This window comes from Streptomyces sp. NPDC006476 (assembly GCF_040612015.1).
Taxonomy (GTDB): domain Bacteria; phylum Actinomycetota; class Actinomycetes; order Streptomycetales; family Streptomycetaceae; genus Streptomyces; species Streptomyces griseorubiginosus_B.
In genome coordinates, this window is the sequence record NZ_JBEXPK010000010.1 from 38,597 (window position 1) to 52,270 (window position 13,674).

Below are 13,674 nucleotides of genomic sequence, written 5' to 3' on the forward strand. Positions count from 1 at the left end.
CGAACGCATGGGAACGACGGGTGGACGCCGGGTCGGCAGGCCCCGGGCCGCGCCGCGGCCGGACAGCGGGCTCTCGCCGCGCGACGAACTGCTCGTGGCGGCCGCCGAGTTGTTCACCACCCAGGGCTACGCGGCCACCACCACCCGCGCGGTGGCCGAGCGCGCGGGTATGCGGCAGGCCTCGATGTACCACTACGTCTCGGGCAAGGAGGAACTCCTCGCCGACCTGCTGGAGTCCACGGTCACGCCCTCGCTGACGTACGCCCGCCGCCTCCTCGCCGATGACGCCAGGCCCGCCGAGCAGCGGCTGTGGGACCTGTGCCGCACCGACGTCGAGCTGCTGTGCGGCGGCCCGCACAACCTCGGCGGCCTGTATCTGCTGCCCGAGGTGCGCGCCGAGCGGTTCGCCGGGTTCCACGCCGTGCGCGCCGAACTCAAGGACGCCTACCGGCAGTTGCTCGCCGCCACCCCGGCCGGCGGCATGCTCGCCAAGAGTGAGCTCGATCTCCGTACGGACCTGTTGTTCGGGTTGATCGAGGGCGTGATCCTGGTGCACCGCTCCGAGCCCGAGCGGCCGGTGTCGGTGTTCGCGGAGGCGACGGCGGACGCGGCGTTGCGCATCGCCGGGGTCTGAACGGCCGCCCCGGAAGGGGATCTTCACCCGTCGCGGTGAGTGAGTCTCGTACGTCCGTGCGCCGTCACGCACCGTGTGCGATCGGGGGCTGAGCGTGTAAATGGGGCCGAGAGTACTCCGATCCCGTGCCCGGTTTCAGGTGCTTGCTGAATATGACACGGCGATGATCCGGTCGGACTAAGCTCGCCCGCAGCGCACCGAGTTGAACCATATTCGTGCGCTTGTTCCCCATATGTGCGACTCCCAGTCGATTCGTTTCAGAGGGCCTACATGGTGAGTGTTCAGTCCCCGCCCGGGCGCCGAGAACTTCCCTACGCGCGCGTGTTGTTGCTCCCCGCGATAGCGATGGCCGCGGCGACCGGCGCCGCCGTCGCCGCGGTGACCGAGCCCGCCAGGGCCGCCGTCGGCTGGTGCGGCGCCCTCGCCACCCTCCTGGTGATCGCGACGGCGGCCGAAGCGGTACGACGCGGCCGCGGTCTGCGGGCCCTGCGCGAGGAGAGCACCCGTCACATCGCGTACCTGGAACAGCGCGTGGCCGCACACGACCGCGAGCTGGTGCGCCTGGGCCGGGAGATCACGCCCGCCGCGATCCAGCAACTGCGCATCGGCGTTTCACCCAGAGAGGTGATTCGCAGCCTGGGCGACGTCGACCCGTCGTACCGCGACCTCACCCCGGCGCAGGCGGCCCTGGTCCAGCGGATGGTCGACATCGTCGACCACGAGGAAGCCCTGCGCGACTCGGCCGCCCGCTCCTTCGTCAGCGTCGCGCGGCGCGTCCAGGCCATCGTGCACCAGCAGGCCAGCGAACTCCGCGAGATGGAGGAGGACCACGGCCGCAACCCCGAGGTCTTCGACGACCTGCTGCGCATCGACCACGGCACCATGCTGATCGGCCGTCTCGCCGACTCCATCTCCGTGCTGGGCGGCGGCCGTCCCGGCCGTCAGTGGCCCGAACCCGTCCCGCTGTACAGCGTGCTGCGCGGCGCCATGTCCCGCATCCTGGAGTACCGCCGGATCAGCCTGGACTCCATCGCCAAGGTCAACATCAACGGCGTCTCCGTCGAGCCGGTCATCCACGCGGCCGCCGAACTCCTCGACAACGCCACCCGCTACTCGCCGCCGCAGACCAAGGTGCACGTCACCGCCAGCGAGGTGCAGACCGGGGTCGCGATCGAGATCGAGGACGCCGGCGTCAGCCTCAGCGAGGAGGCCCGTGCCCGGGCCGAAGGCATGCTCGAGCGCGCCAAGCAGGGCACCGACCTCCAGGACCTCGGCGAGTCCCCGCGCCTCGGCCTCGCTGTGGTCGGCCGTCTGTGCACGGCGTACAACATGCAGGTCTCGCTGCGCTCCTCCGCCTACGGCGGCGTCCGCGCCGTCCTCATCGTGCCGCGCGACATGATGACCGAGGACCCCGCGCCCGGACTCGCCCACGGCATTGGCGCCGCCGCGGCGCCCAAGGCCGACGACGCGCTCGAAGGCCCCCAGCGCCCGCCCAAGAAGCGGCGCCCCACCAGCCCGAAGTACCCGGCCGCGGTCTCCATGGAGGACGACGTCCCCGTGGTCACCGAGTGGACCGCGGGCGGGCTGCCGCAGCGCCGCAGCCGCGTCAAGACCCCGCTCAGCCAGCGGATCGCCGAGCAGGAGGCCATCGAACGGGCCGAACGGGAAGGCCGGCCGACCGTCTGGTCGACGCCGAAGCCCGAGCCCGAGCCCGAACCGGTCAAGGACGAGCCCGCACCCGGTGCCTGGGTCGAGGCGTTCTGGAACGGCCTCAAGGACAAGCCCGACCCGCTCACACTCCAACCACGAACCCGACCGGCCCGCGCCGACGCCCGCGCCGAGGCCGATGACGAGGGAGACCTCAAGTGATCCAGCAGCGCGCCAACTTCGACTGGCTGCTCAAGGACCTGCACGACGGCGTACCGGGCATCGAGATGATCGTGGTGCTCTCCGCCGACGGACTGCGCATCGCCCGCTACGGCGGCGACCCGGACACCGCCGACCGCGTCGCCGCGGCCTGTGCCGGCCTGCAGAGCCTGGCGAGCGCCGTCGCCCAGGAGATCCCCAACAGCGACGGCAAGATGAAGATGGTCCTCATCGAGATCAACGGCGGCTACTTCTACCTGATGGCCGCGGGCGCCAACGCCTACCTCGCCGTGCTCTCCGACACGTTCGCCGAACCCGGACTGATGAGCAACCGGATGTCCGACCTCGTCGCCCGTATCGGTGCCCATCTGACCAGTCCGCCCCGACGCAACGGGCAGACCGTATGACTCCTCCGCAACGCCGGCGGCGCCGCTTCAAGGAACAACCGTCGCCACCGCCGGCCCCACCCGGCACCCCGAGACAACCGGAGCGGCTCTTCGTGGTGGCCGGGCCGGACGGCGACGGCGAGCGCGACGCGGACCTCGACCTCGTCACGTTAATCGTGGCGCGCGCCGACCCCCCGCCGTCCGCCACGCCCGAGCAGTCGGCGCTGCTCCGGCTCTGCACCACCCCCCTGTCCGTGGCCGAGCTCTCGGCGTATCTCAACCTGCCGTTCAGCGTGATGACGGTCCTGCTCACCGACATGCTGGCGGCCGGCCTGGTGACGGCGCGCGCACCGATCGTGCGCCAGTCCGTCGCCGACCGTTCCCTCCTCGAAGCGGTGATGCATGGACTTCAAAGGCTCTGACACCATCCCCGGCCCACGCACCGAGGACCAGCTGCCGCACACGGCCGCGGCAGCGGTCAAGATCGTGATCGTGGGCGGCTTCGGCGTCGGCAAGACCACCATGGTCGGCTCCGTCAGCGAGATCAGGCCGCTGACCACCGAAGAGACCATGACGCAGGCAGGCATCGGCGTCGACGACAACTTCGGCTCGGAGACCAAGACGGCCACCACCGTCGCCATGGACTTCGGCCGCATCAGCATCACCGACGAATTGGTGCTGTACCTCTTCGGCACCCCCGGCCAGGAACGCTTCTGGTTCCTGTGGAACGGCCTGTTCGACGGCGCGCTGGGCGCGGTGGTGCTGGTCGACACCCGCCGTCTGGAGGTCAGCTTCGACGTCATAGGGCGGCTGGAGGAACGCGGGGTGCCCTTCGTGGTCGCCGTCAACACCTTCCCCGATGCGCCCCGTTACCCCATCGGCGAACTCCGTACGGCACTCGACCTGCCGGACGAGATCCCCATCATCGAGTGCGACGCCCGCCGCCGGGCCTCCAGCCGGGACGTCCTGATGACCCTGCTGCGCTTCCTGCACGCCCTGGCGATGGCCAAGGCCCCGGCGTGAGCCCTCACCTTCCTGTACCCCGGATCACTTCCCTTTCGGACGTACCCCGGATCACTTCACTTCGGGCGTACCCCCGGATCACTTCCCTCTCGGAGCGACCATCGTGACCCCAGACCCCCTCTTCCCCCCGACCACGGACACCCCCACCACGGCCGCCCCACCTCCCGGCTGCCCGGCGCACGGCATCGGGCCGGGTGGGTTGCGGCGGCTTTATGGGCCTGAGGCGGAGGACCTGGGGGCCCTGTACGAGAAGCTGCGCAGTGAGCACGGCCCGGTGGCACCCACGCTGCTGCACGAGGACGTACCGATCTGGGTCGTCCTGGGCCACACCGAGAACATGCACATGGTGCGCACGCCGTCGCAGTTCTGCCGTAACACCCGGCTGTGGACCGCCCTGCAGGACGGCACGGTCAAGCCCGACCATCCGCTCATGCCGCACTTCGCCTGGCAGCCCATCTGCGTCCACGCCGAGGGCGAGGAGCATCAGCGGCTGCGTGGTGCCGTGACCGGCGCCATGTCGACCATCGACCACCGCGGTATCCGCCGCCACATCAACCACGCGACCCAGCACCTCGTCAACCAGTTCTGCGAGACGGGCAGGGCCGACCTGGTCAGCCAGTTCGCCGAGCATCTGCCGATGATGGTGATGTGCGACATCCTCGGCATGCCCGAGGAGTACAACGACCGCATCGTGCAGGCGGCGCGTGACATGCCCAAGGGCACCGAGACCGCGATCGCCAGCAACGCGTATCTGATGGACGTCCTGATGCGGCTCACCGCCCGTCGCCGGGCCGATCCCCAGGACGACTTCACCAGCCATCTGATCAACCACCCGGCGGGGCTCACCGACGACGAGGTCGGCCAGCACCTGCGCATCATCCTGGTCGCGTCGTACGAGGCCACCGCCAACCTGCTCGCCAACGTACTGCGGGTGGTGCTCACCGACCCCGGGTTCCGTGCCCGGCTCAGCGGCGGCCAGATGACGGTGCCCCAGGCGGTCGAGCAGTCGCTGTGGGACGAGCCGCCGTTCAGCACTGTTCTTCCCTACGTCGCCAAGCAGGACACCGAGTTGGGCGGGCAGCGCATTCGCAAGGGCGACGCCCTCATCCTCGGCATCGCGCCGGGCAACGTCGACCCGCGGGTCCGGCCCGACCTCACGGCGAACATGCAGGGCAACCGCTCCCACCTCGCCTTCGGCGGCGGCCCCCACGAGTGCCCGGGCCAGGACATCGGCCGTGCCATCGCCGACGTCGGCGTCGACGCGCTGCTGACGCGTCTGCCGGATGTCCAACTCGCATGCGAGGAGGATGAGTTGAGTTGGCGGGAGACCATCTCGAACCGGCATCTGGTGGAACTGCCGGTGAAGTTCGCGCCCAAGCCCCAGCAGGACGTCATGGCGCGCCCCGCGCATCCGCTGGCGTCGCAACAGCGCCCCAGCGACTGGCAGGTCGGCACACCCCTGCCCCGGGTGACGGTCCCGGAGCCTCCCGTCCCGGTCATGCCGCCCACGCCCACGCCGGTCTCCACGCCGGAACCGGCCCGTCGGCCGAGCTTGTTCCAGCGGTTCCTGCGCTGGTGGCGCGGAGAGTGACCGACCGGACTACGGAGGTCACTCAGCCCACTCGTCGTACGACGACCAGGCCCGCAGCACCCGCGGGCTGACGAACCGGTGCTCGCACCCCGTGATCGGGTCGGTGAACTCCAGCACCCGCGCCAGTAGTTGGAGCGGGCGCCGGAAGTCACCGGCCGCCACGGGGCCGGCCACCACCGGATAGAGGGGATCGCCCAGGATCGGCACTCCCAAGGCGCTCATGTGGACCCGCAGTTGGTGCGTCTGCCCGGTACTCGGCAGCAGCCGGTACCGGGCCAGTCCGTGACGGTGCTCCAGCAACTCGATCCGGCTGACGGCGTTGGGCTCGCCCTCGACCTCACGAGCGGCCAGTACCCCGCGCTCCTTGACGATCCTGCTGCGCACGGTGCGCGGCAGGTCCAGCCCGGGGGCGTACGCAGCCACCGCCTCGTACTCCTTGCCCACCCTCCGGTCGCGGAACAGGGACTGGTACGCGCCGCGCTCCTCGGGCCGTACCGTGAACAGCACCAAGCCGGCCGTCAGCCGGTCCAGCCGGTGGGCGGCGCCCAGCGTCGGCACACCCAGCTGCCGCCGCAGCCGCGCCAGGGCCGTCTCGGCGACATGACTGCCACGGGGGGTGGTGGCCAGGAAGTGCGGCTTGTCGGCAACCACCACGTGCTCGTCCTGGTAAACGACATCGATCGCGAACGGCACCCGCTCCTCGTCGGGCAGCTCGCGGTGGAACCACACGTTCATCCCCGGCAGATACGCCGTCTCGCGCGACACCGGGCGACCGGCGGCATCGACGATTCGTCCAGCGTCCAGCATCTCGTCGATCACACCGGCCCCAGCCGCCAGTCGCGCCACGAGATGATCCCGTACGGTCGCCCAGGCCCCCTCGGCCGGCAACCGCACCCGCACGGGGTCCACCCCGTCGCGTTGCGGCAGGGGAGAGGGCGGGGGCGGGGTACGGCGTCTCATCATGATCAAGCGTACGAGGTGGCACGGGACGGCGATGTGATCAGAAGGACGGAAACCAGCTGCGCCCCGTCCGGACGAGCACCTGGGCGAATTCGGAATACCGGGTCAGTGATCCGTCGGGACCGGGATTCGCGGAAATTTTGTTGCGACAAAAACATGTGTGCGACTCGAAACGGTTGCGGACCGAAACAGTTGAAGGCATTCGAGCCAACGGCGACGCCTGGAGGCCCCGTTGCGTGAAAGCGGACCCCTGGGGGCGCACCGGGGGTGCGAGGTGCGTGACGTGCGCTTCCCTTGGTAGCACGTACTGAGTGGGGTGTTGTTCGGGGGCGCACGCCGTAGGTCGGGTACGCATCCACACGTAGGCGCGTGCGCCTTCCCGCGTCGGCATGCGGCTGGCACAGTTGTATGGCTCACCCACGTCGTACAAGCGGACTTGGAGCGGTCCGCTCCTTCTGTGGACTGGGCGCGTGGGGTGATGTATGTGGACCAGAGACGGACTGTGGGACGTGTGCTGTCGGCACGGTGTGGTCCAGTGGCGTATGCAGGCACCGCCCGGGGGACGGGTCTGGCGTCGACGCGTCCGCCGACCTGACGCCCGACCGCAGGGGCGCGAACCGGCGCCCGCACTCCGCGGTGACCAACTCGCCCTCGCCGCTTGGTAGATACATCTGTTACTCTGCCGCGAAATCGCCAACAGGCTGAGACTGCTCCATCCAAGCACTTGGGCGAGGTCGTCGGCGTCACTTCCGACGCCCCCGCACCCGACGGCAAGGCGCGCGCTCTGATGTGGGGCTGTGGTCGGCGACTCCGCATACTCACCTCAGCCTCGATCCGTGCGCCCGCAACAGCGACCGGAGAAGGCCATGACGGGATATCCTGTCCGACTTTCGGGCGACTTCTTGGATCCTCCGTCGTCTTGGCGCCCACTCGAATGAGGTTGACGCGCATCCCTCGGCCGCGCATTCAGGGTTGTGATCTGGCCACGGAGAAAAAGCACCTTGAGCAGAAACTGGGAGAGATTCATGCCCCAGAACGTCACCATCGAGTTGCCCATACCTTTCCGGCTGAACTCCGGTCTGGCGGCCGCAAGGGAACGTAATCTGCAATGGATGCGCCGCCAGGAACTGGTGCTGGGAGAAAAGGCCGCCCAACGCTATGTGTTCTCCGCGGTGGCGGACCTGGCCGCCTACAGCTACCCGGACGTCGAGGGCGACGACCTCGATCTGGCCTTCGACACCATGGGCTGGTTCTTCCTGTTCGACGACCTCTTCGACGTTCCTGCGGGACACAGGGCCGAGGAAGCCGTCGACGTGGGCCGCCGGCTCATCGCCCTCCTCCGCGACCCCGTGCCGCAGGCGGGCAGGCACGACGCACCACTCGTGAGGGCTTTCGCGGACATCTGGTGCCGAGCCGGGATCGGCATGTCCGAGGAATGGCGGCAGCGGGCCGCACACAACTGGGTGGACTACGTCACGGGAAATCTCACCGAGGAAATCGACCGCCGCACCTGGGTCCCGCAGGACTTCGCCACCCGGATGAGGATCGGCCACCGCACTCTCGGACTGGTGCCGTCGCTGGATCTGGCCGAAAGGGTGGGACACTTCGAGATCCCACAGCTCATCTGGCACAGCAGCCATCTGGAATCCATGCGACGAGCGGCCGTCGACGCGGTCAAACTCATCAACGAAGTGATGTCCCTGGAGAACGACGACGCGCGGGGCGATCCGAATCTGGTGCACTGCCTTGTACAAGAACGCGACTGCTCCCGTCCTGAAGCCATAGAAATGGCCGTCGCCCTCGTTCAGTCGGCGGTCGCCAGGCTTTTCGCGCTAGCGAAACGGATTCCCCTGTTCTGCGCCCGTCTCGGGCTCACGAGCGATGAGACCGAAAAGGTCCGGCGTTATGCGAGCGCCATGATCACATGGATACGCGGCAGTTATGACTGGAGCCGAATCAACGGCCGGTATTCCCCGTACACGGCCAGCTCCTTGGGCTCGGGTGTGACCGGCCAGCTCCATCCCGCGAACCTCACATCGGTGTCTCCGTAGAAAAACCGTTGGGCCCCCGCACCCCCCGCTTGGCAGGATGTCGTGCATGCCGTTCACTGCCGATGTCGTGTTGCCCGAGGGGGCCCTCGCTCGGGGGGCGCAGCCTGTGCTTTCCACCGGTGACGGGCTGGTGCTGCGGCCCTGGCGGGGGGAGGACGCGGGGGCCGTGCATGAGGCGTTCCAGGATCCGCTCATGCATCAGTGGCACATCCGGCGCAGTGACTCCGAGGAGGAGGCCGCCGGGTGGATCCGCGAGTGGCAGAAGGAGTGGGAGGGCGAGCGCAACGCCCAGTGGGCCGTGGTCGACGCGGAGACCGACCGGCTGACGGGGCGGGTAGCGCTGCGGGACATCCGGCTCGTCGAGGGACTGGGCAAGGTCGCGTACTGGACCACCGCGGCGGCGCGCGGCCAGGGCGTCGCCGTCCGCGCGACCAACACCCTGACCCGTTGGGCCTTCGAGGAGATCGGCTTCCACCGCCTCGAGCTCCTGCACGCCACCGCCAACCGGGCCTCCTGCCGCGTCGCCGCCAAGACCGGCTTCACCCTGGAGGGCACCAAGCGCCGTGCCGCCTACCATCAGGACGGCTGGCACGACATGCACCTGCACGCCCGCCTGCGCGAGGACAGCGCCTGACCGACCGGCGGTTCCCGGTGCGCGGCACTGCCTCGCGAGGCGGGTGCGAGGCCTGCGCGAGGACATGCGCGGGCCTCGCGGAGACGAGCTGGGCGAGTGCGGGACGCCCCCCAGCGCCCCCCCAGCGCCGCCCCGCTCCGCTCCGCTATGCGGCCGCTTCCTGAACCGCCGGCTCCGGTACGGGAGTTCCCGCCTCCGACGTCCTGCGGTACGCCCGGTAGGCGGCGCCCGCCAGCAGTGTGGCGGCGAGGAACAGGACCGTGAACCACTGGAAGTACCAGTGGCCGCCCGCCGGGTCGTACACCGCGGCCCGCGGCCAGGCCAGGTTGACGGTCATGGCGAGGCCGTAGAGCAGGGCCAGGGCGTTGACCGGGATGCCCCAGCGGCCGAGTGAGAAGAGCTTCGCGCCCGTCTCGTCGGTGCCCGGCGAGCTGAACTCACCGCGCAGGCGGCGGATCAGCAGCGGGCCGGTGACCATCGCGTACGCCAGATAGAGCATCACGATGCAGGTGGTGCCGATGGCCAGGAAGGCGTCCGGGGAGGCGAAGTTGAGCAGGAGCAGGGCCGCAGAGAGGACGCCGACCACCACCGCGGGGGCGCTGGGCATCCCGGTGCGCGGGTTGACGTGCGCCAGGCGGCGCGAGAAGGGGAGCTGTCCGTCGCGGGCCATGGAGAAGAGCATGCGGCAGGCCGCCGTCTGGATGGCCAGGGTCGCCACCGCGATGGCCACGACCACGTCGGCGAGCAGCACCTTGCCGACACCGTCGCCGAGGCGGCTGGTCAGGACGTAGCTGAGGCCGTCGACGCCCAGGTGCCCGTCGGTCAGGCTGGGCGCGGCGAGCAGTCCGCCGAGGATGACCAGACCGCCCAGCAGCCCCGCGGCGCCGAGCGCGGTGAGGATCGTACGGGGCGCGGTGCGGCGGGGGTTGCGCGTCTCCTCGCTCATCTCGCCCGCGCTGTCGAAGCCGATCATCACGTACGCCGCCGTGAACGAGCCGACCAGCAGCGCGCCCAGCAGGCCGGAGCTCGCCGCGTTCCCGGTGTGGAAGGTGATGCCGGGGGAGCGCTTGGAGTGGGTGAGCAGCAGGACGACGATCAGGACCGCGCCGATGATCTCGGCGGTCACGCCGACCCGGTTGATCACGGACATCACGCGGTTGTCCACGATGTTCACCAGCGTGGTGAGCACCAGCAGGATCACGCCCAGCACCGCCGCGTTCGCCGCGCCGTCCGTCGACGTCACCGCCGCGTCGGTGCCGACGAGTTGGAAGCCGGACCAGATCGCCGGGAGCACCAGCTGCAGCGCCAGAGCCGCCGCCGCGACCACCACGATCTGCCCGATCACCATGATCCAGCCGGCGAACCAGCCGAAGGTGACGTTCGACAGCCGTGAGGACCACTGGTAGATCGCACCCGAGATGGGGTAGCGCGCCGCGAGTTCGGCGAAGCACGCGGCCACCAGGAACTGGCCGACCAGCACCGCCGGCCAGGCCCAGAAGAAGACGGGGCCGCCGAAGGCGTACCCGAAGGCGAAGAACTGGAAGACCGTCGTCAGGACGGAGATGAAGGAGAACCCGGCCGCGAAGGAGGCGTACCGGCCCAGGCTGCGGTGCAGTTCCTGGCGGTAGCCGAACTCGGCTAGGGAATGGTCGGTTGACGGCACGGCGGCACCTGCCTTCGGCGCGGTTCCTGCGAGCTGATTCCTGTCAGGCGACAGAAATTAGGGACGGCCTGTTTCGCCCACGTCACGCCGTCGTGTCCGGTGCGGGCCCAAGTCCTCACGTCCTTGCTATGCACCGCCGAACGCGATACATCGTGTGTATTGACGGTCGGTGGACGTCGCGATATGTTCGTCCACGGATATTCGGCGACGAAGAGACGAGGTGATGGTCATGGCGATGCCGCGCCGAAAGCTCAGCAACCCGCTGGCACTCGCCGTGCTGGTCACCCTCTGGCAGAAGCCGATGCACCCGTACGAGATCGCCCAGACCCTGCGCAGTCAGGGCAAGGACGCCACCACGAAGATCAAGTACGGCTCGCTGTACACGGTCGTGCAGAACCTGGAGAAGCACGGCTTCGTCGAGGTCGCCGACGTCGAGCGGGCGGGCAACCGGCCGGAGCGCACGGTCTACGGACTGACCGACGCGGGCCGGCAGGAGGCGTCGGAGTGGCTGTCGGACCTGCTGGCCGTCCCGGCCAAGGAGTTCCCGATCTTCGAGACCGCGCTGTCCTTCCTCGCGGTGCTGCCTCCCGACGAGGTGGCGCGGCTTCTCAAGGAGCGGCTCAAGAACCTCGAGGTGGAGGCGGTGAGCGGGCGGGCGGCGCTGGCGAAGCTGTACGAGACGCTCCCCAGGCTCTTCCTCGTCGAGGTCGAGTACCAGGTGCACATGGTCGAGGCGCAGACGGAATGGGTCCGCGGTTTCCTGGAGGAGATCGAGAAGGGCTCGCTGCCGGGCGTCGACGGGTGGCGCCGCTTCCATGAGACGGGGGAGCTGCCACCGGAGTTCACATAGCCAACCGCAAGGAGAGATGAAGGACCCCGGCAGGGCTGTTGCAGCAGCTCCGCCGGGGTCGCGAACCCCGAACTGACTCCGCCGTGCGGCAGGCCAGGCGATCGAGGTGCGGCACACCCAGGATAGCCCGGCGCTGCTCACGCGGATCAGTTGTCATCCGCTCACTCAGGAGAGCAGTCGTCATGAGCAGTACCCGTGCGCCCGCGGTAGCGGCGCGTCAGCTGATCAAGACCTACCCCGGCGAGGTCACCGCCCTCAACGGCATGGAGATCACCGTCGAACCCGGCACCGTCTTCGGGCTCCTCGGCCCGAACGGCGCCGGCAAGTCCACCACCGTCAAGATCCTCACCACCCTGGCCAGGCCCGACTCCGGCTCCGCCACCGTCGCCGGGCACGATGTGCTGCGCCACCCCGACCGGGTGCGCCGCGCGATCGGCGTGGTCGCCCAGGGCTCCGGCTCCGACCCGGTCGCCACCGGCCGGGAGAACCTCCAACTGCAGGGCAGGCTCTACGGGTTGAGGGGCGCCGCGCTCAACGAGCGGGTGGACGAGCTGCTGGAGCGCTTCAGCCTGACCGACGCCGCGCGGCGCCCGGTCAAGGGCTACTCCGGAGGTATGCGGCGCCGCCTGGACGTCGCCCTCGGTCTGGTGCACCGGCCCGAGGTGCTCTTCCTGGACGAGCCCACCACCGGCCTCGACCCCGAGGCCCGCACCGCGATGTGGGACGAGATCGACCGGCTGGCGGGGGAGGAGGGTCTGACGATCCTGCTCACCACGCACTACCTCGACGAGGCCGACCGGCTCGCCGAGCGGGTCGCGATCGTCGACCGCGGACGGGTCGTGGTCGAGGGCACCCCGGACTCCCTGAAGGGCGAACTGCGCGGCGACGCCGTCCACCTGGAGCTGCGCGAGACGGTCGGAGAAGCCGGCCGCACGCTCCTCGACGGCGCCCTGGGCGGACTGCCCGGCATGCACGAGGTCCTCGTCGACGGCCGCCGCATCAGCGTCCGCGCCGACGACGGGGCAGCCGCCGTACCCGCCCTGCTCGCCGCCCTGGAACGGGCCGGTGTGGGAGTCGCCGCCGCCACCGTCGCCCGGCCCTCCCTCGACGACGTCTATCTCCGTTACGCCGGCCGCCGTTACTCCGATGCCGACGCCGAAGCCACCGACCGCCTCGTCCTCGCCGGAGGTGCCCGATGAGCACGGCCCTGTCCCAGACCTGGTACATGACGCAGCGTCAGCTCATGGTGTTCACCAGGCAGCCCGCCTACGCGATCATCACGCTGATCCAGCCGGTGATCTGGCTGTTCCTGTTCGGCAGCCTCTTCAAGAAGGTCGTCGGGCTGGGCGGCTTCGGCACCACCACCTACCTCGACTACCTGGTCCCGGGTGTGGTCGTGATGAGTGCCCTCAGCTCCAACATGTGGGCGGGCATGGGCACGTTGGAGGAGATCCAGCGCGGCACGCTCAACCGGTTCCTGACCACGCCGGTCAGCCGGGCCGCGCTGATGAACGGCAACGTCGTCAACAACGGCCTGGTCACCGCATTCCAGTCGGTCGTCATCGTGCTGCTCGCCCTGGCCGGCGGCGCCGACTACCCCGGCGGCGTGGGCGGGGTGGCGATCCTGGTCCTCGCTTCCGTGCTGCTCGGCACGATCTTCGGGGCGCTGTCCAACGCGCTCGGCATGCTGGTGCGGGAGCGGGAGTCGATCATCGGTATCAACACCTTCCTGCTGCTGCCGCTGACGTTCCTGTCGAGCGCCTTCATGGCGCCCTCGCAGATGCCCGCCTGGATGCGGCACATCGCCGACTTCAACCCGCTCAACTGGGCCATGGTCGCGGGCCGTTCCGCCCTGTCGAAGCACCCCGACTGGGGTGACGTGCTCAGTCGCGGCGGGGGACTGCTGGCGCTCGCCGTGGTGGCCGTATGGCTGTCGATCCGGACGTTCCGGTCCTACCAGCGATCGGTGTGAGCACGGCGAAGGGGCGGCACCCGGCACGGGTGCCGCCCCTTCGG

The 13,674-nt window shown here is 69.6% G+C and carries 13 protein-coding genes; 11 read left to right on the top strand and 2 right to left on the bottom strand.

Annotated elements, in window-relative coordinates:
• Window positions 1-7: 7 nt before the first annotated feature.
• The 6 genes from ABZZ74_RS13315 (at window position 8) to ABZZ74_RS13340 (ending at window position 5,500) form a co-directional block, all read left to right on the top strand.
• Window positions 8-634 (top strand): TetR/AcrR family transcriptional regulator, encoded by a 627-nt coding sequence (locus tag ABZZ74_RS13315; protein WP_356764227.1) that lies wholly within the window; start codon window positions 8-10, stop codon window positions 632-634.
• A 270-nt stretch (window positions 635-904) separates the two neighbouring features.
• Window positions 905-2,503: an ATP-binding protein gene (locus tag ABZZ74_RS13320; RefSeq protein ID WP_356764229.1), complete on the top strand. Its 1,599-nt coding sequence runs from the start codon at window positions 905-907 to the stop codon at window positions 2,501-2,503.
• The gene (locus ABZZ74_RS13325) at window positions 2,500-2,907 is read left to right on the top strand and encodes a roadblock/LC7 domain-containing protein (RefSeq protein WP_133045006.1); all 408 of its coding nucleotides are present in this window, start codon (window positions 2,500-2,502) and stop codon (window positions 2,905-2,907) included. Before ABZZ74_RS13320 ends, ABZZ74_RS13325 begins: the two co-directional genes overlap by 4 nt.
• Entirely contained in the window at window positions 2,904-3,308 is a 405-nt protein-coding gene (locus ABZZ74_RS13330; RefSeq protein ID WP_133045005.1) for a DUF742 domain-containing protein, read from the top strand. The genes ABZZ74_RS13325 and ABZZ74_RS13330 overlap by 4 nt, the downstream gene beginning before the upstream one ends.
• Window positions 3,289-3,909, top strand: a complete 621-nt coding sequence (locus ABZZ74_RS13335) for an ATP/GTP-binding protein (RefSeq protein WP_356764233.1) — start codon at window positions 3,289-3,291, stop codon at window positions 3,907-3,909. The genes ABZZ74_RS13330 and ABZZ74_RS13335 overlap by 20 nt, the downstream gene beginning before the upstream one ends.
• Before the next feature lie 103 nt (window positions 3,910-4,012).
• Window positions 4,013-5,500: a cytochrome P450 gene (locus tag ABZZ74_RS13340; RefSeq protein ID WP_356764235.1), complete on the top strand. Its 1,488-nt coding sequence runs from the start codon at window positions 4,013-4,015 to the stop codon at window positions 5,498-5,500.
• 18 nt (window positions 5,501-5,518) lie between these two features.
• Here the strand turns inward: ABZZ74_RS13340 and ABZZ74_RS13345 are convergent, their stop codons facing one another.
• Window positions 5,519-6,460 carry an RluA family pseudouridine synthase gene (locus ABZZ74_RS13345; RefSeq protein ID WP_356764505.1) on the bottom strand — a complete coding sequence of 314 codons (942 nt, stop codon included), beginning with the start codon at window positions 6,458-6,460 and terminating at the stop codon, window positions 5,519-5,521.
• A gap of 1,025 nt (window positions 6,461-7,485) precedes the next feature.
• Here ABZZ74_RS13345 and ABZZ74_RS13350 point away from each other — a divergent pair.
• The gene (locus ABZZ74_RS13350; protein WP_356764237.1) at window positions 7,486-8,511 is read left to right on the top strand and encodes a pentalenene synthase; all 1,026 of its coding nucleotides are present in this window, start codon (window positions 7,486-7,488) and stop codon (window positions 8,509-8,511) included.
• Between the two features lie 46 nt (window positions 8,512-8,557).
• Window positions 8,558-9,145 carry a GNAT family N-acetyltransferase gene (locus ABZZ74_RS13355; RefSeq protein ID WP_356764239.1) on the top strand — a complete coding sequence of 196 codons (588 nt, stop codon included), beginning with the start codon at window positions 8,558-8,560 and terminating at the stop codon, window positions 9,143-9,145.
• 145 nt (window positions 9,146-9,290) lie between these two features.
• Here ABZZ74_RS13355 and ABZZ74_RS13360 read toward each other — a convergent pair whose 3' ends face one another.
• Window positions 9,291-10,808, bottom strand: a complete 1,518-nt coding sequence (locus ABZZ74_RS13360) for an amino acid permease (protein ID WP_356764241.1) — start codon at window positions 10,806-10,808, stop codon at window positions 9,291-9,293.
• A 229-nt stretch (window positions 10,809-11,037) separates the two neighbouring features.
• Here ABZZ74_RS13360 and ABZZ74_RS13365 point away from each other — a divergent pair, with 229 nt between their 5' ends.
• From ABZZ74_RS13365 to ABZZ74_RS13375, 3 genes are all read left to right on the top strand, one after another.
• A complete protein-coding gene (locus tag ABZZ74_RS13365; RefSeq protein WP_356764243.1) occupies window positions 11,038-11,658 on the top strand; it encodes a PadR family transcriptional regulator in 621 nt (206 codons plus the stop codon).
• 182 nt (window positions 11,659-11,840) lie between these two features.
• Complete coding sequence (locus tag ABZZ74_RS13370) at window positions 11,841-12,857, top strand: ATP-binding cassette domain-containing protein (protein WP_356764245.1); 1,017 nt, start codon at window positions 11,841-11,843, stop codon at window positions 12,855-12,857.
• Complete coding sequence (locus ABZZ74_RS13375; protein ID WP_356764247.1) at window positions 12,854-13,630, top strand: ABC transporter permease; 777 nt, start codon at window positions 12,854-12,856, stop codon at window positions 13,628-13,630. Before ABZZ74_RS13370 ends, ABZZ74_RS13375 begins: the two co-directional genes overlap by 4 nt.
• The last annotated feature ends 44 nt before the right edge of the window (window positions 13,631-13,674 follow it).